Below are 23,101 nucleotides of genomic sequence, written 5' to 3' on the forward strand. Positions count from 1 at the left end.
TTTTACGGATTTGATTCTTCCACTAATTTTCGAAGCGTCTGGGCGTCCTCAAAAGCGGAGCCCACAGTATTGTTAAAATAGACATATACCTCTTTGTCCCGGGCAAGCCATGTTTTGATCATAGCTGCATAGCCTTCCAGAAACTCCGGTGAATATCCACCGCGATAATTTCCCTCGGGCCCGTGAAACCGCAGATAGACAACCCGGGTGGCCTCATCCGAAACCGGCGGTTTCGAACCGGGCATGTCGTGCAAGACGGCAGAAGCCTCGTAACGGTCCAGCAGTTCGTATACCGGGCCGATATACCAATTTATATCGCGAAACTCAACGCACACCCGCCATCCCGGCGCGCTGTTCAGAGCATGGATCTGTTTCAATATATTCTTTACTTCGCGTCGAAGTTCGATTTTGACGCTGGTGGGAAATTGAACGAGCAGGCATCCTTTCTTGTCCCCGATCTTGTCGGCAGCCCGTAGAAATGCCGTAATGTCCTCCGGGTCGTAGGGCAATTTCTTTTTGTGCGTGATCGCGCGCCACAGCTTGACAGTGAACTTAAAATCATCCGGCACTTCCTGTGACCATTTTTCAAACGTCGCGGGCAAGGGCACTTTGTAGAAGGAACTGTTTACTTCCAGCGTATTGAAGAGCGAACCATAATAGTGCAGCCGGCTGCCCGAGCGGTATTCTTCGGGGAAGGTTTCCTTCGTGCCTGGAACAACAATTCCGCTGGTGCCGATTCGTAGTATGCCCACCTGCAAGTAATGGTTACATTACTCATAACAAAATGGGAAGCGAATTTGTTACAGGCTCTTTTTCACTCCGACCGCAGGTTCTTCGCCGGGTTGGCCAGGGCCGCCCGGATGGATTGGTAGCTCACCGTCGACAAGGCGATGAATATCGACATGGCACCCGCCAATACAAATACGTCCCAGGTGATAGGGATTTTATACGTGTAGTCGGCTAGCCAGGTCCGCATGAGATACCACGCCAGTGGCGTAGCGATCACAATAGAGACGAAGACGAGCTTCACAAAATTCTGTGTGAGCAAACGAAAAATGCCTTGCGTAGTGGCGCCCAGCACAAGCCGAATACTGATCTCCTTGCTGCGTTGTTCGACCATAAAGGCAGAGAGTGCAAACAGACCGAGACAGGCCACAATGATGGCGAGCGTGGCAAAGCCTGCGAAGATGCGGCCCATGCGTTGCACGTCGTCGTACATGCGGGCGTAGCTTTCATCGAGGAAGCCATAGCGAAAAGGTTGGTGCGGCATGAATTTGTTCCATGCCTTCGTGAGCGATCCCAGCGTGGCCTGCATGTCCTTTGATTTTACCCTCACGGTCATGACGGAGTTGCCGCCCCCTTCGATCACCAAGGAAAGCGGTCTGATCTTTTCCTTCATCGACTCAAAGTTGAAATCTTCGACTACACCGATGATCGTGAACGTCTGGGGACCATTCGTGATTTGCTCTCCCACCGGTTTTTTTAAACCGAATTCCTTGACAAACGCCTGGTTTACCACCGCCGCCTGCGAGTCGGAGGCAAGCTCCCGGTTGAAGTCGCGCCCCTCAACGATGCGCATCTTCATGGTGCTGATGTAATCGACGTCGATACGCCATTTTTGTGAGGTAATAGGCAGGTCAGCTTTCTCGCGGCCTTTGCGCCAGAAGCCATATCCTTCGCGACTACCGCCATCTACGGGTAGGTAACTGCTGATGGAGACATGCTGCACATCCGCTAACCCCAGCAGTTCATCCCGGAAGGTGAGCTGTTGGTTATTCAATGTATGCGTGCCATAGAGAATGACCACTTGCTCTTTATCAAAGCCGGTCTTTGTGGTGAGCAGGTAATTCATCTGACGATAAATGACCAAGGTTCCAATGATCAGGATGATGGAAGTGGTAAACTGAAACACGACCATAGCGCTGCGCAGCCCTGAGCTTTTGCTTCCACGACTCACAATTCCCTTCAGCACATCGATGGGCTTGAAGGCCGATAGATAAAAAGATGGATAGAGGCCTGCTACCACACCGATAAAAAGCATGGCCACAACCAATGAAGGAAAGAACCACCACGACAGCCAGGGAATGGTGAGCGATTTTCCGGCCAGTGTGTTGAAGAACGGAAGGGTAGCCCAAACCATGAACAGGGCAATCGCGAATGATACAAGACTATAGAATACCGATTCCGTAAGGAACTGGGCGATCAGATAGCCCCGAACCGAACCTGCCGTTTTGCGCAACCCGACTTCTTTGGCACGGTTCGCCGATTTGGCTGTAGACAAATTGATGAAGTTGATACAGGCTAGCAACAAGATAAATGTCGCGACACCGCCGAACAACCAAATGTAGCGGATGTCGCCATGCCGCATGTCATCATATATCCCGTTCGATTTCAGATAAATGTCTCCAACCGGTTGTAATCTGAATAAGTGATTCTTCTTTACATCCGCTGCCGATTGATCCCCCTGTTCTTCCAGGTATTTGATAAAATGCGTGTCGCGCAGGACGGTCATTTTCTGTTCGAGTGCGAGGGGATTCGCGCCCGATCGCAATTTGACATAGACATTGTAATTCCAGCAACACCAGCTACTTTGTTCACCCGACCAGAATTCTTGTCCTGTCAACGTGATCAGAAAATCGTATTGAAAGTGCGTGTTTGCCGGCATGTCTTTCATCACGCCGCCGATCGTAAACAACCTGGATTTGTCATCGTTGAGGATGATGCTTTTTCCGCGAGGATCTTCGTTCGGAAAATACTGATCCGCCTTGCGTTTGGAGAGTACAATGGTGTTAGGCTTATCGAGTGCTGTGGAGGTTGTGCCATAGACCATCGGAATTTCCAGGATCTCTAACAGGTCTGGATCGGCGTAACCAAAACCTTCTTCAAAATTATTCTCAACGGCGTCTTCACGACGGAACAAACCTTTCGTGCCAAAGCCCAACGAACCCGGCATAAGCCTGCCCGCTTTTTCCACTTCCGGAAAATCCGTTCGAAGAATGCCGGCAACGGGTGGGGGAATATTGACCCATCGGTCACCTTTTGGTCCTTTATATTCATTGTATAAACGAAAGATGCGATCCCCATCGGCATATTGCTGGTCATAGCTCAGCTCCTGGCGAATGAAAAGAAAAATAACCAGGCACGTGGCCAATCCTAAAGCAAAGCCCCCGATGGTGATGCCGGCATACATCTTCTGGCGGGACATGGTCCTCCAGGCGATCTTGAAATAGTTCTGAAACATGTCGCGTTGATTTAATGTGGATCGGTAATTTCTTTTTCGAAAAGCAAAAGGCTGCAGGAATTGAATGACGTTGGCAACAAACAAAAGATCCGCGCTGCGTTTTCCGAGCTTTTCAACGCGGCGTTCGTAAAGTTCCTCCAGGTCGCCGAGCACGGCTTCCGCCAGGTGATCGCTGCAGAACCAGCGCAAGAAGCGCGTGGCCCATTTCGGCGGGGCTGGTTTAGGGTGAGTGCCGCCCTTCATAGCTTCACGGTTTCCCACACGACTTTTGGGATCTCCTTCCACATGGCGTTGCGCAGTTCTTTGGCCTCCTGGAGCGCTTTCTTCCCGCCTTGGGTGAGTGTGTACAATCGTTTGTCTCTGCCGCCGCGTTGTTGCGTGCCTCCGCCCATGTGCGATTTGAGATAGCCCTTTTCTTCCAGGCGCACCAGCGTCTTGTGTACGGAGCTGATCATGATGTTGCGGCCTGTTTTCTTTTCCAATTCGTCTATGATGGCTAATCCGTAAGCGTCGCCAAATAAAATGCCCACCGCCAATAAGACCAGTTCTTCAAATTCGCCCAAATAGGTCCCTTTCATATTTATATGTTTCACCTTTGCCTAAATATCAGCGTAAATCGGAAAGGTTACAATTTTTGTAAAGGAATTTTTTTTGAAGTCCTGTAGTCGGATGGGGTTGACCTGCGAGAAGTGTGCGTTTTCGGGATGGATCGTTCGTGTGGCCGGATGAAATGGGCAGGGGCTAAGCCGTCTTTTTTTCCACGAGCGCTTTCAAGCCGTTCAGAACATTATCCCATCCCTGCACGGACTTCTCATACCTTGTCTCGGCCCCGTCTCCCGCGCCCACGTCGTCTGTGATGGACACAACGGTTTCGCCATTCTGGTATTCTAAGCGGTCCGTTACGGTCGAGGTGCTGTCCGGATGCTTGTCCTCGGAATTCTTCAACGTGTATTGTAAGAGTCTTTCCGGTTCGATGGCCAGGATCTCACCGCGCAATTCGATCTTTTTTGACATGACGTGGCCTTTAAAGGTGATGGCGCGGCCTGGTTTCCAATCGGAGATCACTTCGCAGTTGAAAAAGTACTCTTTTGTTTTTTCAGGATTGGTCAGCGCATCCCAAACCTGTGCAGGGGTTCCTTTTATGCGAATACTTTTGTTGACAACATGGTTGCCGGCGATGGTTGTTTTCATAAAAAGATTTTTTTTGTGGTGGATGACTTTTTCCTTCTCCCTGAGACTAACAATCTGCCATCGGCAATGTTCGTGGAACGCAGCGATGCTAAGAAAAGAACGCCGCAGGGAAGCAACGTTTTGCTTTCCATGCGGCGTAAATTCCACAAAGTGCGAGGTTATGACATTCCTTTCCGGGGAACCCGCTTATCCTGCATACTCTTTTTCCAAAGTAGCCAGATCGTATTTCCGCATTTTCAAAAAGGCATTCATCACTCTTCCCTTTTTCTTCGGATCGGGATCGATAAGCATCTCCCCGAGTTGCACCGGCGCAACTTCCCAAGACAAACCAAATTTATCCTTCAACCACCCGCACATGCTTTCCTTGCCACCGGCCGTGAGTTTCTTCCAGTAGTTATCGATCTCTGCTTGCGTTTCACAGTTCACGACCAGCGCAATGCCTTCGTTGAATTCGAAATCGTGTTGCAAGCCGCCATCCATGGCCATAAACGTTTGGCCGGCCAGTTTGAAACGGGCATGCATCACTTTGCCTTCATGACCGTCGATCTCCGGACCATAGCGCTGAATGGTTTCGATGGAGGAATTTTCAAACACGGTGGTGTAGAACTTGACGGCCTCTTCCGCTTTTCCAAATTGATTGCCGACATACATCACCATGGGCGTTATTCGTTGACCGACGTCTTTCACGCTGCCCAGGTTGAGTTGCCACGACAATCCGTAGCGGTCGCTGACCCAGCCCCACTTTTCACTCCAGTCATATTTGTCCAGCGGCATCATCACGGTTCCATCCTTTGAAAGCGCCTTCCAGAGTTTTGTGATTTCCGCTTCCGTCTCGCAAACCGTGAATAAGGATATGGTCGGATTCATTTTGAAGAGCGGTCCCCCGTTGGTGCCCATGAACTCCTGGCCGTCGAGGTTGAAGGTTACCGTGAGCACCTGTCCCTCGGGTTGGTGGTGAACTTCATAGCCTTCTTTGCCATAGCGTGCAATAACTCCGACGTGTGAGTTGGGAAAAAGCGACGTATAAAAATTTGCTGCTTCTTCGGCCTGGGTGTCGAACCACAACCCCGTGGCGATTCGTTTGGTGATTTTTGTCATGGTTAAATTTGTTTTTTTATGAATGATATAATCTAGTAGCTGTGCTGAACCAGTGCGGCGAACCGTTTGGTGATTCATACTCCGCGTCGTTGTGCCATTCAAAGGTAGGGTAGGGGACGCTTTTGACGACGTCCTGAAAACGTCAACTTAAGGGGGCAGATGCGTCAGAAAAATTGTCGCGCCTCCACCGGATATATAATAACCCAACGATCATACCTGGAAACTGTTTAAATTCCCTCCATGAACCTCGTGAGACTACTCCCCCTGCTCTTCATCGCCGCGATGGCGTGCAAGCGCCCTGAACAAACCAGTCAATCCTTTACAGCCTACACCGGCGCCACCATTATCGATGGCAGTGGCTCCACCCCGATCCAGGATGGCGTGCTCTTGATTTCCAATGGGCGCGTGGTGGCTGTGGGTACAAAGGAAAATGTGAAAATTCCGGAGCATGCCACGGTCCACGATGTAATGGGCAAAACCATTATCCCCGGATTGATCAACGCCCATGGTCACGTGGGCGACGTGAAGGGTATTGAAGGCGGCCATTATTCGAAAGAAAATATTATCGACAATCTGTCGATCTATGCCCGCTATGGCATCACCACGGTGGTGAGCCTGGGCGGCGACAAACCGGAAGCGGAAATGCTGCGGGCGGTGAACGATACCACCAACACAGCGCACGCCCGCTTATTTATTGCCGGTGAAATTATCAATGGCAAAACACCGGAGGAAGCCATGGCCGTGGCCGATAGCAACCACCACATGGGGGTCGACATCATGAAGATCAGGGTGGACGACAATCTCGGGACTTCGCCGAAAATGCCCGAGGAAATTTATCGCGCCGCCATCAAACGCGCACACGAACTCGGCTACAAAATGGCCACCCACATGTACTACCTCGACGACGCCCGCAAACTGCTCGACGCCGGCTCCGACATGATGGCCCACAGCGTTCGCGACCTCCCCGTAGACGATGCCTTTATTCAACTGATCAAACAAAAGAAAGCCTGCTATTGTCCAACCTTAACCCGCGAACTTTCCACCTTTGTCTATGAGGATACGGCCGAATTTTTCTCCGATCCGTTCTTCTTGCGCGAATACGACACGACCACCATCAAACCCCTGTTGGATCCTGCGCGCCAAAAAAAAATGCGCGACAGCAAAAGCGCGCAAACGTATAAGAAACAATTGCCCGTAGCCAAAGCCAATCTCAAAATCCTTTGCAACCAGGACGTTCCCATTGTTTTTGGAACCGACAGCGGCGTGCCCACCCGATTTATCGGCTACTTCGAACACATAGAAATGAGCATGATGGCCGACGCCGGTCTCACACCCCAACAGATTCTCTTGTCGGCGACAAAGAACCCTGCAGAATACCTGGGCCTGAAGGACGTGGGCACACTGGTTCCTGGCCACTGGGCCGACTTCCTGGTGTTGGATGCCGATCCCTTGAGCGATATAAAAAATCTGAGAGAAATAAATGCTGTTTTTATCGCAGGGCACGAGGTTAGTCGCTAGATCAAGGCCTCCGAAATCGCAACGCCGTGGACATGTAGTTAACGGCGTTGAAAGGCCTCGGTGCTTCTTTGAACGGACAAACAAGATAAGGTTAAGATTGGTTAATATTGCGGACTTTTAGTGTGCGCATATACACTCACAGACAGTTGAGGATGTATCGTACGATACCTTTATACTGAAAGGAGTATGTATGAAAGGTGTATGCTAAAAGATTAACCCCGACAACTATGACGACTATGAAAAAACTATTTCAGATATTCTGCGTGCTGCTGATCGCGACGGCTTGTAGCAACTCCGACAGCAACGAAAATGCGCAACTCGAGATTCGATTGACCGACGCCCCCGGCGACTATGAAGAAGTGAACATCGACATCCAATCCGTAGAGATCAACGCCAGCGATACCGAATCGGATTCGGGATGGAAAACAATTGAAGTACACCAAGGCGTTTACAACCTGCTCAAACTCACCAACGGGTTGGACACCGTGTTGAGCCATGTGGAACTTCCCGCAGGTCATATCTCCCAGATCAGACTGATACTGGGTGAAAATAACAGCGTGAAAAAGAACGGCATTATAACTCCCTTGAAAACACCCAGCGCCCAGCAGTCGGGTTTAAAAGTAAAAGTGAATGCCGACCTCACGCCGGGCATTACCTACACCATTCTACTCGACTTCGACGCAGCGCGTTCTGTTGTTGAAAAAGGCAACGGCGGCTTCAATCTCAAGCCGGTGATCCGCGGCGTGAGTGAAGCTACCAGTGGTGCCATTAAAGGAGTGATTGTGCCCGCCATTTCAAAACCTGCGATCTTCGCCGTGAACATGAGTGGCGACACTGTGGCCACAACGTACAGCGATACTACCTCGGGTAACTTCTTATTGCGCGGCATCGCCCCGGGCACCTATACATTAAAGATTAGCCCTAAACCGACTTATCAACCCACAGAGAAACCAGCCGTATCGGTATCTCTGGGAGTGGTAACGGATGTCGGCGTCGTCAATGTTCCTTAGCATAAAAACAAACGACACCTAAGCATACAAAGAGGGCTGCACTACAAAGGCAGCCCTCTTTTACTATTAACAATTCACTTCCATGGAAGTCTCTGATTTCCGCGCTTAATTCCCCTGCTTCACCAGGTGCACTTCGTCGGGGATAAGGCCATGCGCTTCTTTGTGCGTGTTCACCATGGCGGCCGAGTCGGGCGCTTCGGCCAGGCACATCACCACGCCTGATTTTTCATCTACCCAATAGTTGATCAGGTTCACATCGTATTTGCCTTGAACGGCCAGGTCTTTCACGTGCGCGTCGGCGACGGCTTTGGCCGTTACATTGCCGGCACCGAGATGGTGAACGTCGAGAAAGAGTGAACCATGCGACTGGGCCGCAGCGGCAGTCCCACTGGTGACGAGTTCGATCAGGTCGGGTACAAGGCCATGCGCTTGTTGGTGTGTCTTATAGATGGCGGAATCGTTAGGTGATTCAGAGAGGCAATACACTTTGCCTTTCATTTCGTCCACCCAATAGCTTAGAAAACTCACACCAAATTTGTCTTGCGTTGCCAGATCTTTCTGGTGGGCACCGGCCACGTCGGCGGCCGTTACTTTACCGGGCTCCAGGTTGTGTACATCGATGTAAAGCTGTCGTTCGACTGGTTTAGGCTGTTGGACATTCGTGGAACAAGCACCCAAAACCAGGGCCAGGGAGAGGAAAACAATACAGGTCTTTTTCATTTTTCGTGATTTAGTTTTAACTAGGACAAAGGAAATTCAAGGGAAAGCAAATCTCATCGGAGGTTTTCCCCGTTTTAGTATTCCGGTTCCCTATTTTTACTAAACCCTCTCTTCGCAACATGGAATTAGTCGAGCGCGATGCGTACCTCAGTATGCTGGCAGAACAGTATCAGCACCTCGTTAACGGCGTCGGGCATACCGTGTTTTTGGGAGGGGAGGCGGGCGTGGGCAAGACCTCGCTCGTCAATCGTTTCCTGGAAGGCATAGCCGGCAAAGCCAAAATTTATACCGGCGCCTGCGATTCCCTCTTCACACCGCGACCCCTCGGACCCCTCTATGACATTGCCGGGCAATTGGATAGATCCTTGCTGGAACTGCTGCGAAATGAAAAGGACCGCGCACTGATCTTTACCTCTTTTCTGCAAGCCTTGTCGACCCCGGGTGCCCCGGTCGTGTTGGTGTTCGAAGACATTCACTGGGCCGATGAAGCTACGATCGACTTCATAAAATTCCTGGCGCGTCGCATTGCCCGCATTCCGTGTTTGTTCCTGCTGACGTTTCGCGATGAGGAAGCCAACTTTTATATTCCCCTGAAGGCCTTGTTCGGTGAACTCCCCGCAGGCCTGTTCACCAAACGCATTGTACAAAGACTTTCGCGCGAAGCCGTGGACCGCATGGCACTGGAGAAAGGCTACGCTTCAGGCAAAGAAGTATACGCCCTCACCTCCGGGAATCCTTTTTATGTGACGGAGATCCTCGCCAGCTATAGCCCCGGCATCCCCGAAAAGGTGAAAGACGCTATCCTCACCGTCTTTCACGGGCGTGATGAAACCACGCAAGCGCTGTGGGAATTTTTGTCCATCCTGCCCTCGGGTATTGACTACAAAAAAGCGGAACAGATCGATCCTCACTTTCCAAAGGGCCTGGAACACTGTATGCGATCAGGTATTATCGTGAGCAAAAATGATTTCCTCTACTTCAAACACGAACTCTACCGCATCGCCATCGAAGAGTCGATGACGCCCTACCGGCGCAAAAGCCTGCACCACCGGATACTCCAGATCATGTTGGACTGCCCTGTGGAATTCAACAACCTCTCGGAAGTTGTGCACCACGCCAGGCTAGCCGATGACCGCGCGACCGTAGCGCGCCTCGCACCCCAAGCCGCCAAAGAAGCCGCCGCGTTGGGTGCTCACCTTCAGGCATCCAAGCTTTACCTGACGGCCATTGAATACACCGACCCCACGGACCCTATGCTGGTAGAGCTCTATGAACGTCATGCCTACGAATGCTATCTCACCAACCAGATCGCACCGGCTATCGCCTCACAACAAATCGTGCTCGCGATGTGGCGCGAACGGAAAGTGAAATTGAGAGAAGGCGACACCCTTCGCTTTTTGTCGCGACTCTGGTGGTTTAGCGGGCATCGTGAACAATCCATCGCACTGGCACGTGAAGCGATCGAAGTTTTGGAGAACGGTTTTCCAACACGCGAGCGTGCATTGGCCTATAGCAACCTGGCACAACTCAGCATGCTGGCCGACGATCCCGCAAACACGTTGCTCTGGGGAAACAAAGCCATCGACCTGGCACAGCGCATGGACGACCAGGAGATCCTTTCGCATGCCCTCAACAATGTGGGCGCGGTGCAAATAAAATTTAGTAACGATGCAACAGAAGGAGCAGCCAAGCTCCAGGAGAGCCTGGCCATTGCGTTAAAGAACGGCTTGCACGAACACGCGGCCCGGGCCTACACCAATCTCTCTTATTCTTATGTGTTGATCCGGCAGTATAAAAAAGCTACCACATTTTTTGATGAGGGACTAAAGTACTGTGAAGAGCGCGACTTGAAATCATGGTCGTATTATATGGAGAGCGAAAGGGTGAAGATCCTGTTGGATACAGGCGCCTGGCCTGAAGCCGAAGCACTGGCCCTATCGTTACTGAGCAATGCTCTTCAACCGATCACCACAAAGATCGGCGCCATCGTTACGCTGGCGCGCCTGAAGACAAGGCGAGGAGAATTTGAAGAAGCGCGACAATTGATTGAGGAAGGAAAACGGATCGCCCCCCAAACCAGCGAAGCCCAACGCATCGTTCCCGTGCTGACCGCCGCAATGGAATTTAGCTGGATCACCGGGGAGCCTCTTCCCCTGGAAGAATTGAAAGGCGTAGAAGAATCCTTGTTCTTTCAAAAAGATACATCCTGGCATTATACCGCGTTGGCGTACTGGATGCACAAATGCAGACTGCCGTTGACCAGTAACATCGATTTTGTTGGTCCCTTCCGTTTAGAAATGGAGGGCCACTGGAAAGCTGCCGCAGAACAATGGGAGGAAGCCGGGTGCCGCTATGAACACGCGCTGGCGCTGCTGGGTGGCGACGAGAAACATCAAAAGCTAGGCATCCTCTTGCTCGATGAAATGGGCGCCACCGCCACCAGCGAAATGCTAAAGCTGAAATTAAAAGGACTGGGCATGCGAAACATTCCGAGAGGACCGCGCGAAAGCACCCGAAACAATCCCGCCCAACTCACCGGCCGCCAGATCGAGATCCTGAACCTGTTGCAAGGCGGCGCGCCCAACAAAGAGATAGCCGACAAGTTGTTCATCTCGCCCAAAACCGTGGACCATCATATCTCGGCCATCCTCTCGAAGCTGGAAGTGACCTCGCGCGCCAAGGCGGTGCTGGAGGCGCAGAAGTTGGGTATCTTAAAATAGGGGACCCCGGGAGGATAAAATAGGGAATCCTCCTGGCGCACAAATGCCCAGCCAAAACCAGCTTGCAGAGAAATTAAAACAAATTCTCTGCATGAAAAAATTCATCATCGAACGCGAGCTGCCGGGAGCCGGCAAACTCACCCCCTCCGAATTGAAGTCCATTGCCACCAAGTCGTGCGAAGTTGTGGACAACCTGGAGGCACAGTACCATTGGATCCAAACCTTCGTGACCGATAACAAACTGTATTGTGTCCACATCGCACCCGACCGCGAAACGGTTTTGGAACACGCCCGCCAGGGTGGCTTTCCTGCCGACAAAGTATCCGAAGTAAGAAGTATTATGGATCCGACCACCAGCGCATAAAAATAAGAGAAGATAATAGTATCTTAGGTAAACAGGAGCCCAACCCGACCCTCTCTATGAATTCCTCTCCAAACATCGGCGGAGCCTCTCGCATACAATCGGTAGACCTTTTGCGAGGTGCGGTCATGATCATTATGGCAATCGACCACGTGCGCGTCTATTCCGGCATTCCCGCCGGGGGGCCAACCGCCGATGTTTTCTTTACCCGCTGGATCACCCATTACTGTGCACCGACGTTCGTTTTCTTCGCCGGCACCAGTGCGTTCCTGTATTTTCAAAAAACAGGCGATAAGGGACCCGTGGCAAGATTCTTACTAACCCGCGGCCTGCTGCTGGTACTGCTGGAAATGACAGTGATCCGTTTCTTCTGGATGTTCAATTTTGACTACGCCACCTTCACTTTCACCGGCGTGATCTGGATGCTGGGATGGTGCATGGTGTTGATGGCGGCCTTTGTCGGGCTCCGTCCATCGACGCTGGGTATAGTAGGACTCGTGATCATTTTCGGTCAGCAAGTTTTTCAATTTGTGCCACAGCTTTTTCCGGCTTCCCTGCAAGGGTCCGTAGCAAAAGTCTGGGGCTTCTTCTATCCACCGGCCATGGAGGGATTGTCTGGCGCCGGAAACCTCTCCGGAACATCGGGTATGGACAAACCGTTTGGCCTCAGCATTTTCTATGTGATCATCCCCTGGATTGGGGTGATGATGGCGGGATACGGTTTCGGAAAATTGTTGCTGAGACCATCGGCTGAAGTAAAAAAGCTCTGTTTGCGCATAGGCCTGGGAGCGGTGGTTCTTTTTCTCGTCGGAGGGATCATCATGGCTTCGATAAACATACCTCCGGATGACACCACGCCTTTCCTGTTCCGGTTGCTCGGCCAAAAAAAATATCCGCCTTCTCAACTCTTCCTGCTCATGACCCTCGGTCCCATCATCGCGCTTGTACCCTGGGCTGAGAAAACGCACGGCCGCCTGGCCGACGCGGTGAAGATCGTCGGGCGTGTGCCGATGTTTTATTATCTGCTGCATTTGCTATTGATCCACCTCTCTGCATTCATCGTGAATCTATTGTTGTACGGAGCGATACACCAGGACTGGTACACGAATGCACCGTTCGTGGGGATGGCCGAAGATCAGCGCTGGGGCCTGCCGTTGTTGTATTTGGTATGGGCTATCGACGTGGTGATCTTGTATTATGTCTGCCGGTGGTATGCCCGGTATAAGGCCGAACATCCGGAAATAGGATGGATGAAGTATATATAGCGGCCGGGCTCTTTTGCTGATGAAATAAAAGTATCTAATTATATCTTAAAAGTAGAAACATATCATTAGCTTTGTTTACAAGAAAACCAAAGTAGTGAATGAAAGGCTACATCGGCGAATTTGAAGAGCTGGTATTGCTCACCATCGCAAGCCTGGGCGAAAATGCTTATGGCGTCGCGATCAAAGAAGACATCGAAATGCGGGCTGATCGCGACATCAGCCTGGGGGCGTTGCATTCCACCATCACGCGATTGGAAGAGAAGAAATTTATCCGATCGTGGCTCGGCGAGCCCACACAAGAGCGGGGTGGGAGACGAAAGCGATTCTTCGAACTCACCCACCAGGGAAAGGTCGCGTTGCACGAGATCAAGGCGCTACGGGATGAACTTTGGAAACTTTCAAAAGCCACCCTCACGCTAGCCAAATGAAAACAAAACCCTCCGTTAAACCCCCACGCCTGGCCGACCGCCTTTTTGAATGGTACTGTAACAATGCGTCCATTGAAGACCTGCACGGCGACCTGGAAGAATTGTTTTTTAGAAACCTGGAAAAGATGTCGGTGCGCCGCGCCAAATGGAACTATTGGCGACACGTGCTGTCGCTGATTTTTTCCTATGCCTTGCGACGAAGAAAACAACGGGCGGCGTTTCATCCCTATGCCGGCGCGTCGGCCCAAACCGCCATGCTGCTCAGTTATTTGAAGATTGGATTCCGCAACCTGGTTAGAAATAAAAGCTATGCCGTGGTGAACATCGGCGGGCTTGCCATTTCCGGCGCAGTGGGTCTTATGATCTTATTGTTCATCGCTCACGAACGGAGCTATGACCGTTACAATTCAAAAGCCGATCGCATTTATCGGCTGAACTTTGAGCATCGTTTCGGCGAGAATCATGCGCACATGGCCACCACGCCGGCAATGGCCGCCAGTACCTTGCAACAAGAATTTCCAGAGATTGAATCGACCACGCGGTTCCTGGACTACGGCACGTATCTGGTCAGAGCAGCCGAGGCAAAAGAGAGTATCAAAGAATATCATGTGCTGTGGACCGACAGCACGGTCTTTAAAATTTTTTCATTACAGGTCCTCGAAGGCAACGCCAACAAGGCCTTGGCTGATCCTTACGGTGTGGCGATCAGCAAGCGCACGGCCGTGAAATACTTTGGCAATGCCAGCGCACTGGGAAAATCACTTGTGCTCGACAACCGGATCCACGCTCAGGTCACCGCCGTTTTTGAAGACCTTCCTGCGGTGTCCCACTTCCATGCCGACATGCTCATCTCGCTGGCGGGCGATTGGCCCGCAGCCCGTGAGGCAAGGTTTAGTGGATTTTCAAACAATAACTTCAACAGCTATATCCTGCTCCGGCCTGGAGCCGATGTGCATAGCCTGGAAGCTAAACTTCCCGCGTTCGTAGAGAAGTACAACGGCCCATCGAAAGGCGGGGATTTTGCAAGGCTTGAACTGATGCCCCTGCTCGACATTCATTTGCATTCACAGCTGCGCGGCGAGCTGGAAACAAACGGCGACATCACCTATGTCTATTTGTTTTTTGCCGTGGCGGTATTTGTACTCATCATTGCCTGTATCAATTTTATGAACCTGGCGACCGCGCAATCCACACAACGCGCAAAAGAAGTCGGCATCCGGAAAGTGCTGGGGTCACAGCGCGGACATTTGGTCAGACAATTTTTGCTGGAGTCGTTCATCATCACCGGAGCGGGGTTCACCGTTGCCATCGGCCTGGCGCAGTTGCTGACGGCCCTGTTCTCCAGCATTCTTCAGAAACCGCTGCAGCTTCCACTAACAGAACCGTGGTTCTATGCGGCGCTAGGTGTCGCCACAGGCGTGGTGAGCCTCCTGGCGGGGGCATATCCTTCCTTTGTCTTGTCGGGATTTAAACCGGTGAGTGTTTTGAAGGGACGAACATCCTTACGCTCCAACGGTGTTCTGCGCAGCGGACTGGTGGTGTTTCAATTTGTAGTTTCCATACTGCTAATGGTAGGCGCCTTCACGGTCAATCAACAGGTGGCGTATATTCAAAACAAGAAACTGGGTTTCGAAAAGGATCACGTTTTGCTGGTGAAAGACGCCTATGCCCTTCGTCCCAATAGCGGCGTATACAAAACAGAGGCGGCGAAGATTCCAGCCGTTCGCAGCACGACGGTGTCGGGATTTATTCCCGTCGAAGGCGGTTCGGATTTTCCCCGACGCGATCGTTCATTTTGGAAAGAAGGGACGCAGCCCTCGTCAGACAACCTGGTCAACATCCAACAATGGAGTGTGGATTTTGACTACATCACCACGCTAGGGCTGGATGTAGTGGATGGAAGAGGTTTTTCAGAAGACTTCCCATCCGATTCAGCTGCGGTGGTCTTGAATAAAACCGGTGCCGATCGCTTTGGCCTGGGTTCCGATCCCATCGGCAAACGCATCGCTACATTTGGGGGCGGCCGTGTTCCGGATTTTGATCACCCAGTATTCTTTACCGTGATCGGCGTCGTGGACGATTTTCATTTCTCTTCACTGAAGGAGAACATCGGCCCGCTGGCACTTTTCCTGGGCAAGAGCGACGGTTTTGTCAGCATTCGGTTTGATGGCGACCCAAAGCCGGTCATTGACAAACTCGAAGCCACATGGAAACGCATGGCGCCAGGCCAACCCTTTCAATATTCTTTTCTCGACCAGGAATACGGGCGCATGTATGCCGGAGAACAGCGCCTCGCAAAGTTGTTTGGCATCTTTGCCGCCTTCGCCGTGATCATCGCCTGCATCGGGTTGTTCGCACTGACCGCCTACACTTCGCAACAGCGTACAAAGGAGATCGGCATCCGGAAAGTTTTGGGGGCTTCGGTGGCCAGCATTGTCTTTTTGTTGTCGGGTGAGTTTACAAAACTGATCGTGATTGCTTTTGTTGTCGCCGCGCCGTTGGCCTGGGTTGGCGTGCGGTGGTGGTTGGAGAACTTTACCTATAAAGTTGATATTGGACTTATGGTCTATGCTGCAGCGGGGCTCCTGGTTTTGGTGATTGCCTGGCTGACCACGTGGTACCATTCGTTTCGCGCGGCTTCGGCTGATCCGGTGAAGTCTATTCGCACGGAGTAGGGTGGGCCTGTACTTTTTTAACTGTCCTCCTTCGCTGAAGCTTCGTCTGGCAGGCAAAGAAATACAAATAACGGGCGTTAGCTAGTTACATTTTATTCTGAGATTGGGTGTTCTGACCTTTGGTTTCTGGCCGGAGCGGTCTTACCTTTAGGGCTCCTAGACGCAGAAAACCTGCATTTCCCGCAATTTTTGAAGAAAAATGAATAACCGCGGTCAATGTTTGTGCCTGATGCGCTACTAATTCGATAGAGTAAATAATAAAAATAGACTTTAGAACATGTTTTTAACAAACCGGAATACGTTGGACAGCCACGCGAGGAGTCTCGTGAAGGGTATAAGCTGGCGGGTCGTGGGCACCATCGACACCATCATCCTTTCCTTTATCGTCACGGGAAACATCGGCAACGCGCTCAAGATCGGGTTCACGGAAGTGTTCACGAAAGTCTTTTTATACTACCTCCACGAACGGATCTGGAACACCACTTCCTTCGCCCGCACCCGCGACAAAAAACCTTCACACTTGCGCAGCTTGCTGAAAGGCATCTCGTGGCGTGCAGTGGGTACGTTGGACACGATGTTCATTGCGTATTTCATCACCGGTGTTCCTCTCGACGCGCTCAAGATCGGCGGCTTCGAAGTATTTACCAAAGTGGCGTTCTTCTATGTTCACGAACGCATCTGGAGTGGAATAAAGTGGGGACGCGGCACTGCCGTCGCCGCTGTCGCGCAGCCTGAAAAAGTCGAGGTCCGCGAGACCACATTGCAATCCTGATTTTTTAGAACGGAATATTAAATAGCGGAAGCGAGCCTGCATGAAAGCAGCATTCGCTTCCGCTATTTCTTTTTAGCCTTCATTTTCTCGGCATTGCGTTTCGCATTGAATTTTACAATCTTATCGATTAGCGTTAAAGGCATTGGCTTATCCAAGGGAAGTTGTAAAGAGCCTTTGCCGCTCACATAAGGCGCCAGTGCCTCATCCCAACCCTGCACACCCGTGGGCACGGGGTATATTCCAATATGTTTTTGATACGCCGCAAAATGGATGAGGTTTCCATCGAGGGTAAAAGTGGGCATCGCATATTTTATGGTTTCCTCTGCCTTTGGAGCGGCCTTGCGAATAGTGGCCCGTAGGGTCTTCAGAATTTTCTGGATGTTCTCCGGAAAGTCGGCGATGTAGGCATCGATGCTTTCGGCGGGTGGGCTTTTCATAGTCTTTGCCATGGTCTGTGAGATTTTTGATGTATGACAAGCTAGCCAAACAAAGGAAAATAAAAGCTGTATGAAAACGACAATCAGCGGGGCCGAATGCGGCAGGGTGAATGGGTTGGCTTAGGTTGATGCCTCGCGTCTCCTAGGACGGACCGGGCATTTGTAGTTTTCTGAATTGTAGCGGCGAGGTGTTCTTGTATTTTTTAAACTGCCGGTAAAAAAAAGGCAGACTTTCAAAACCGGTACCATATCCCACCTGTGCCACCGGTGTGGAGCCCTCCGCCAAAAGCCGGGCGGCCACCTGGATGCGGTACTCGTTCAGATAGCTGAAGAAAGGCTTTCGCATGGCATTGCTAAAGAAACGCGAGAAAGATTGTTCCGTCATGGAAACCTGGGAGGCCATTTCGGCAAGGGTGATGCGGCGTGCGTAGTTTTCATGCACGTATTCCTGTACACACTTCAACCGGTCGTGCACGTCGTGTGAAAGAGTGAAGGTGTGATCGGGCGTGGAGAGGAATGCGATCTTTTTTTGATGCGTCAGTTCTTCCAGCAACGCGAGCAGCTGCAGGTAGCGGTTCACTCCCTTGCTGTCGATAATTTCGTGCAGCTTGCTTTTTACATGACGGGCAAACGCGTCGTCGAATTTGATGCCACGCTCGGCGCGTTTCAACAGCGACGCAATGGCCGCAAATTCCTTTAACGGTTGTATGATCGCATCATTCCATTGAATGACTAAAGATCGCGCGACGGTTGTTTTGGCCTTGTCGCTCTTCCAATAATGAGGCACGTTCGAACCGATGAGCACCAGGTCGTCCTCGGCAAACGGCGAGATGTGATTGCCCACATAACGGATGCCTTTGCTCTTCACGATATACGTCAATTCATACTCCGGATGAAAATGGAAGGGAGCATCAAACACCGGCCCCTGGTAATCGAACGCCGTCACCGAGCTTTCCTCATGGGCTCTTACTTTTTCGAAGACGGCTTTCATTTATCCTGTATTTTGTATGGAATAATGGACTTTATATCAATATATTATACAAAATAGTGTATTTTTTTGTTAAAATAAAGGAAGAACTGTGCCGCATTGTTTTCGCTACTTTGTCTCAACCCAAACCTGAAAAATATGGACATGTACAGCGATCTTTCAGAGCATCATTATTTACTGGGGTCGATGTTTCCCGAAGCCAACACCCGCGAACTTTGGGAAGCCTATAAATTGTCTGACGACCAACTCGCTTTTTTTGAAGAGAACGGGTACCTCGCCAACATCAAACTGTTGGAACATGACCAGGTAGATCAACTCAACCAGGAGTTGACCGAGATCATGAACCCTGCACACCCGCTCCATCACTTGTTTTACGAATTCCATTCCAACGAATCCGGAGATCCAAATTCAGTATTGTTTCATTCCCTGGGGCACTGGCGCATCACGCCGGGCTTTCATGATGTTTTGTGGAATCCGCGATTTGTTATTCCCGCATCCCAATTGTTCGGAAATCGCGCGGTGCGTTTCTGGCACGACCAACTGTTTTGCAAACCGGCACACCATGGCGGCGTCGTGGCATGGCACCAGGACTATAGCTATTGGACACGCACCACACCGATGCAGCACCTCACCTGCTGGGTGGCGCTGGACGACGCCTCGAGCGAAAATGGTTGCTTGCATTACATCCCAAAAAGTCATCGCTGGGATTTGCTGGACAGAACAACTCTGGCCGGCGACATGGAAGGACTGGAGAGATTTCTGACCGACGAACAGAAAAAACAATTTGCCAACAAGGTGGCGATCGAAATGCCCCGCGGCTATGCCACGTTCCATCATCCGCTGATGGTGCACGGCTCCTACGAGAACCGCTCGCCTCGTTCGCGTCGCGCCTTTGTGTTGAATGTATTTGCCGACGGCACAGTGTCGAACACCGACGACGCGGTCTTGACCGGCGTGCCGGCCATCGCCACAGGCAATAAAATGCAGGGGCAATTTTTTCCGCTGCTGTTCGATCCAGCTTCGATCCGCTGATCTGCGTGGCGCAACGTTTTGGTTTGACGCCGGCACTGGGAATATTTACCGCGGCGAAATGTCTGGTTTAATATCAATCACGGGCGTGCCATCGAGTGCTTCCAACGGATGCACTTTCAGTTTACCCGGCAACACCTCGATGACCTTGACACGATGGAGACCGACGGGATTAGGTCGGTCGGGTGAACGCGTCGTGAAAACACCAATTTCCGGAGCGGTGGTCTCGCGGCGAGGATAACATTTTAACACACGGCGATCGGCGAGATGAAACCAGGTGAGCAACACCAGGGGAGCACCCACCCGCAGCCCTTGAATTCCCTCCGCGAACGCCGCATCGATTTCGATCACGGCCTCGGGTGCGCCTTCACTTTCTTGCAAAGGACAATCTTCCAACGTCTTTAGCGACGAACGTATGTAGCCGATGGGTTGTAATGAGAATTTTTCCATAGCATCGATAGTTACTTCATGACCTTTTTCCAATACTCCTGCCGGAACACCAGCGGGCTGACTTTATAAACTTTTTTGAATTGCCGGTTGAAATTGGAGAGGTTGTTGAACCCACAGGCAAAGCAAACCTCCGAAACACTTTTGTCCTGGTTGATCAACAGTTTGGTGGCTTGCCCAAGGCGCACCTCGTTGAGAAAGGAGGTGAAGGTTTTACGCGTGCGCTGACTAAAGAACCTCGAAAAGGAATTCACGGCCAGGTTGGTCAGCGAAGCCACTTCTTCCAGGCGGATCTCGCGTTGATAATTGTTAAAAACGAAATCGAACACTTCGTTCATGCGCGACGACTCCACCGCGTTCACGCCTTTCACCGGTTCGTTAGAGATGTGGCGATAATCGCGCGACTCCGAAAGCTCTTGCAAGATATCCAGCAGTTTGAGCATGCGGGGGAATCCTTTCAGCGCGCAAAGCTCGAACATTTTTTTACGAACGCTCTCGTTGGTCTTCCCCAAAATGTCGAGACCTCGGGCACTGCGTGAGAGCAGGCTTTTAAGCCGCCGGGCTTCCGGCAACAAAAGAAAATCATCCCCGAAAGAATGTTCGAGAAAGTGGACGACGATCGACTGCGCACGCAGTTTGCTTTTGGGCTGATAATATTCAGCTCCATTTTTATAGAGGTGCGGCAGATTGGGGCCGATGAGCGCCAGGTCGTTTTCGCGAAAGGTCCTGATGTTGTCGCCGATAAAGCGCTGGCCCGTGCTGGCCGTGACCAGCACCAGTTCGTATTCGGGATGAAAATGCCACGGCGTGGGGTAGTAACGATAATCGAAATACTTCACGACAAAGGATTCCTCCGATTTTATGGGCAATCTTTCGAGTACGGGTTGCATGATGGTGTTTTGCCAGGTCTAAACTAACGGATATTTTGATGTTAAAAAAGTATCAGTTTTGTTCCGGATGCCGGGCAAACAAGCTAGCGAGGCAAGCTTGTGCATATTGGAAAAAGACAGGCGTCGCCCTCGGAGCGTGGTATCTGTTAATGCGGCCCCCCTCGGAGGCCTCGGGGCCGGGCTATCCGTTCCAAGTCCGTCCAACACGCAAAGCCAACGCACTTCGGGCTTTCCACTGCTATCCCTGGCCGGGCCCGGAAATAAGCATTTTGCCTCTGCGGAGAAAAAATTATTTTATATTTAGTTCGCAATCTTTAAAATCACCTTCACATAACCATCGAGGTATATAGTCACTTTCTACAGTAATAGAAATTCCGTTATCATAGGCATAGGAGCAAATCATAAGGAGTGGAAAGGAAACCCAGCCCCAGAAATCAGCCGCTCTATCTTTCTTACTAAAATATTCTTTATGTTTATTCAAAGCTTTTTCAAGAAGATCATTAAAACCAAATGCATCTTTTTGAAGAACTGATTTACATAACATTATAACCGGAGTTCCCTGATTGTCAATCCAATTTCTTGATGGATTAGTTTTACTAAACTCTTTTTCTTTTAACTCATAAATCTCAATAGCTTTCTCTAAATACTTAGAATCTTCAAAAAGAACTTTATAAACTTCGACTTCGGCTATTCTTACATCGTCAAAAGAAACGTTTCCTTGTTTCATAAACCTGTTCTCAAGATCTGTTAAAAAATCAATAGCTTTTTTATCCCTTAAAATAACGGCTGTATAAAACACTGGTATCCATGTTCCGAAATCAATATAATCTCTAGTCTCTTTTCCAACTGTTTTGATGGTTGTCTTTCCTACTTGGATTTCTCTTTCTTTGTTTGGGTTAGAAGCCAACTTGAAATGATTCAACCCAAATTGAAGAGCGTAAAAAAAGCTCTGAAAAATTTCATCTTTATCGCAGTTTAAAACAATCGAGTATCCAATGTCATTTATTATGCTTGTATAAAAGGAAATTATGTCTCGCGATCTGAAATCTATTTTTAACGCCTCTACGTAAGATGATAACCTTACTTTGAATTTTTCATGGTAAGTTTCTATCCTATCAATCTGAAACCCTATGTCGTGTCTATCCATTTTCAATTTGAAAATTCATTAATAATTAAGTCACCTAATTCTCCTTTCGAATATTTCACCGGAACAAGTTTATTGTTTTTGTATATAAGCAGACTGTGTCTGTTGGGATAAAAACCCGAATCAATGTCTTCAATGATTTGTTTAATTGCGGCTCTATTCATTCCTACATCTTCCAATGTAGAAGTCGTAATGCCGTCATGTAGGTCATCGGGTCTTTTTAAATCACCCTGGGTTGTTTGTCCAAACCCACAAGGGTAAATGAGGAAACTGAAAATCAGAAGAGCTAATCGTTTTTTCATGTTATTTTATTAGTCTAATGGCTTGCCGCCAACTAGCGAATATATGCCATTAGTGGCATAGGCCGGTATTTTGCAGCGCGAAGTTGGGGGAGTTTAGCAGGAAAGGACAAAAACCATATTACATACACTGTGGTGACCGGAAACTGATCGACCCGCTTACTATAAGACCGTCTCTAAAATTGTTCAACAATAACTTTTGAGGATTCTGCCCCCAGCGAGATCAGTGTTTTTTGCAAAGCGAGCACCATGGGGTCAGGGCCGCAAAGATAAAAATAGGTAGAGAAGGTAGGCAGCTTTTCTTTCAGGTAAGCCGCATCGATCATACGATGATCAAATGATTTTGTCTCTTCCTGCGTAAGCGTGTTGATAAAATTCTTGCCAAGCATTTGCGTGAACTCTTCGCGCAGGATGATATCCTTTTCGGTGTTGTTGGAAAAGATTAGCGTGTTGTTGCCCAGTTTCGCCTCTTTTTTTAATTGTCGGAAGATGGCGATAAAAGGTGTTACGCCCGCGCCGCCTGCAATGAATACACCTTCGCCATAGTAGCGGATAGCACCGAAAACGTCGTGGATGATCAATTGATCGCCGGTCTTCAATTTGCCCAGGTGGTTGGTGACGCCGTTGTGGTCCGTGTAGATCTTGATGGTGAATTCCAGGTGGTCCCACTCGGCCAGACCGGTGAAGGTGAATGGTCTTTTTTCACCCTTCATTTCCGGCGTGTTGATGGAAATGTCGGCCGCCTGGCCAGGCACGAAGGCAAGGCCCTCAGGTCTTTCCAGCGTAAATCGCCTGACGTTGTGCGTGACGGGTTCGACTTTCAATATCTTGACGATGGCAGGTTCCATGATGTAAGATAGTTATAAAT

22 protein-coding genes are annotated in these 23,101 nt (G+C 50.2%); 9 read left to right on the top strand and 13 right to left on the bottom strand.

All coding sequences use genetic code 11. The features are described from left to right. Positions 1-2 precede the first annotated feature (2 nt). The 5 genes from BUB30_RS20910 to BUB30_RS20930 form a co-directional block, all read right to left on the bottom strand. Complete coding sequence (locus tag BUB30_RS20910) at positions 3-752, bottom strand: DUF72 domain-containing protein (RefSeq protein WP_221408765.1); 750 nt, start codon at positions 750-752, stop codon at positions 3-5. 62 nt (positions 753-814) lie between these two features. Then, the gene (locus BUB30_RS20915; RefSeq protein WP_084138283.1) at positions 815-3,484 is read right to left on the bottom strand and encodes an ABC transporter permease; all 2,670 of its coding nucleotides are present in this window, start codon (positions 3,482-3,484) and stop codon (positions 815-817) included. Beyond that, positions 3,481-3,819, bottom strand: coding sequence for a PadR family transcriptional regulator (locus BUB30_RS20920; protein WP_073137870.1), 339 nt, complete (start codon positions 3,817-3,819; stop codon positions 3,481-3,483). The genes BUB30_RS20915 and BUB30_RS20920 overlap by 4 nt, the downstream gene beginning before the upstream one ends. Before the next feature lie 163 nt (positions 3,820-3,982). Beyond that, a complete protein-coding gene (locus BUB30_RS20925) occupies positions 3,983-4,432 on the bottom strand; it encodes an SRPBCC domain-containing protein (protein ID WP_073137872.1) in 450 nt (149 codons plus the stop codon). Between the two features lie 186 nt (positions 4,433-4,618). After that, positions 4,619-5,530: a VOC family protein gene (locus BUB30_RS20930; protein WP_073137874.1), complete on the bottom strand. Its 912-nt coding sequence runs from the start codon at positions 5,528-5,530 to the stop codon at positions 4,619-4,621. Between the two features lie 240 nt (positions 5,531-5,770). On the opposite strand from BUB30_RS20930, the gene BUB30_RS20935 reads away from it, so the two are divergent. Next, complete coding sequence (locus BUB30_RS20935) at positions 5,771-7,048, top strand: amidohydrolase family protein (RefSeq protein ID WP_073137876.1); 1,278 nt, start codon at positions 5,771-5,773, stop codon at positions 7,046-7,048. 236 nt (positions 7,049-7,284) lie between these two features. Beyond that, positions 7,285-8,058, top strand: coding sequence for a DUF4382 domain-containing protein (locus BUB30_RS20940; protein ID WP_073137878.1), 774 nt, complete (start codon positions 7,285-7,287; stop codon positions 8,056-8,058). A gap of 105 nt (positions 8,059-8,163) precedes the next feature. Here BUB30_RS20940 and BUB30_RS35480 read toward each other — a convergent pair whose 3' ends face one another. Continuing rightward, positions 8,164-8,778 (bottom strand): DUF4242 domain-containing protein, encoded by a 615-nt coding sequence (locus tag BUB30_RS35480; RefSeq protein ID WP_221408766.1) that lies wholly within the window; start codon positions 8,776-8,778, stop codon positions 8,164-8,166. A 119-nt stretch (positions 8,779-8,897) separates the two neighbouring features. Between BUB30_RS35480 and BUB30_RS20950 the strand changes: the two genes are divergently transcribed. From BUB30_RS20950 to BUB30_RS20975, 6 genes are all read left to right on the top strand, one after another. Beyond that, positions 8,898-11,498, top strand: a complete 2,601-nt coding sequence (locus BUB30_RS20950) for a helix-turn-helix transcriptional regulator (RefSeq protein WP_073137880.1) — start codon at positions 8,898-8,900, stop codon at positions 11,496-11,498. Positions 11,499-11,589: 91 nt separating this feature from the next. Further along, a complete protein-coding gene (locus BUB30_RS20955; protein ID WP_073137882.1) occupies positions 11,590-11,862 on the top strand; it encodes a DUF4242 domain-containing protein in 273 nt (90 codons plus the stop codon). A 56-nt stretch (positions 11,863-11,918) separates the two neighbouring features. Beyond that, on the top strand, positions 11,919-13,124 hold the full coding sequence (locus BUB30_RS20960) for an acetyltransferase domain-containing protein (protein ID WP_073137884.1): 1,206 nt from the start codon (positions 11,919-11,921) through the stop codon (positions 13,122-13,124). Positions 13,125-13,222: 98 nt separating this feature from the next. After that, positions 13,223-13,552 (top strand): PadR family transcriptional regulator, encoded by a 330-nt coding sequence (locus tag BUB30_RS20965; protein WP_073137886.1) that lies wholly within the window; start codon positions 13,223-13,225, stop codon positions 13,550-13,552. After that, positions 13,549-16,227 carry an FtsX-like permease family protein gene (locus BUB30_RS20970; RefSeq protein ID WP_084138285.1) on the top strand — a complete coding sequence of 893 codons (2,679 nt, stop codon included), beginning with the start codon at positions 13,549-13,551 and terminating at the stop codon, positions 16,225-16,227. Before BUB30_RS20965 ends, BUB30_RS20970 begins: the two co-directional genes overlap by 4 nt. A gap of 277 nt (positions 16,228-16,504) precedes the next feature. Further along, entirely contained in the window at positions 16,505-16,999 is a 495-nt protein-coding gene (locus tag BUB30_RS20975) for a DUF2061 domain-containing protein (protein ID WP_073137888.1), read from the top strand. A 62-nt stretch (positions 17,000-17,061) separates the two neighbouring features. Here the strand turns inward: BUB30_RS20975 and BUB30_RS20980 are convergent, their stop codons facing one another. Beyond that, entirely contained in the window at positions 17,062-17,448 is a 387-nt protein-coding gene (locus tag BUB30_RS20980) for an iron chaperone (RefSeq protein WP_245804145.1), read from the bottom strand. A gap of 130 nt (positions 17,449-17,578) precedes the next feature. Continuing rightward, positions 17,579-18,427 (bottom strand): AraC family transcriptional regulator, encoded by an 849-nt coding sequence (locus BUB30_RS20985; protein ID WP_073137891.1) that lies wholly within the window; start codon positions 18,425-18,427, stop codon positions 17,579-17,581. A gap of 135 nt (positions 18,428-18,562) precedes the next feature. On the opposite strand from BUB30_RS20985, the gene BUB30_RS20990 reads away from it, so the two are divergent. Further along, positions 18,563-19,456, top strand: coding sequence for a phytanoyl-CoA dioxygenase family protein (locus tag BUB30_RS20990; RefSeq protein WP_073137893.1), 894 nt, complete (start codon positions 18,563-18,565; stop codon positions 19,454-19,456). Between the two features lie 45 nt (positions 19,457-19,501). On the opposite strand, the gene tsaA is transcribed toward BUB30_RS20990, so the two are convergent. The 5 genes from tsaA to BUB30_RS21015 form a co-directional block, all read right to left on the bottom strand. Beyond that, a complete protein-coding gene (gene tsaA / locus BUB30_RS20995) occupies positions 19,502-19,903 on the bottom strand; it encodes a tRNA (N6-threonylcarbamoyladenosine(37)-N6)-methyltransferase TrmO (RefSeq protein WP_073137895.1) in 402 nt (133 codons plus the stop codon). 11 nt (positions 19,904-19,914) lie between these two features. Beyond that, on the bottom strand, positions 19,915-20,790 hold the full coding sequence (locus BUB30_RS21000) for an AraC family transcriptional regulator (protein WP_073137897.1): 876 nt from the start codon (positions 20,788-20,790) through the stop codon (positions 19,915-19,917). A 289-nt stretch (positions 20,791-21,079) separates the two neighbouring features. Next, positions 21,080-21,937 carry an immunity 49 family protein gene (locus BUB30_RS21005; RefSeq protein ID WP_073137899.1) on the bottom strand — a complete coding sequence of 286 codons (858 nt, stop codon included), beginning with the start codon at positions 21,935-21,937 and terminating at the stop codon, positions 21,080-21,082. 2 nt (positions 21,938-21,939) lie between these two features. Continuing rightward, the gene (locus BUB30_RS21010) at positions 21,940-22,236 is read right to left on the bottom strand and encodes a hypothetical protein (protein ID WP_073137901.1); all 297 of its coding nucleotides are present in this window, start codon (positions 22,234-22,236) and stop codon (positions 21,940-21,942) included. A gap of 173 nt (positions 22,237-22,409) precedes the next feature. After that, positions 22,410-23,081 carry an FAD-binding oxidoreductase gene (locus tag BUB30_RS21015; protein WP_073137903.1) on the bottom strand — a complete coding sequence of 224 codons (672 nt, stop codon included), beginning with the start codon at positions 23,079-23,081 and terminating at the stop codon, positions 22,410-22,412. Positions 23,082-23,101: the final 20 nt, after the last annotated feature.

The organism is Chryseolinea serpens, assembly GCF_900129725.1.
In the GTDB taxonomy this organism is placed as follows: Bacteria; Bacteroidota; Bacteroidia; order Cytophagales; family Cyclobacteriaceae; genus Chryseolinea; species Chryseolinea serpens.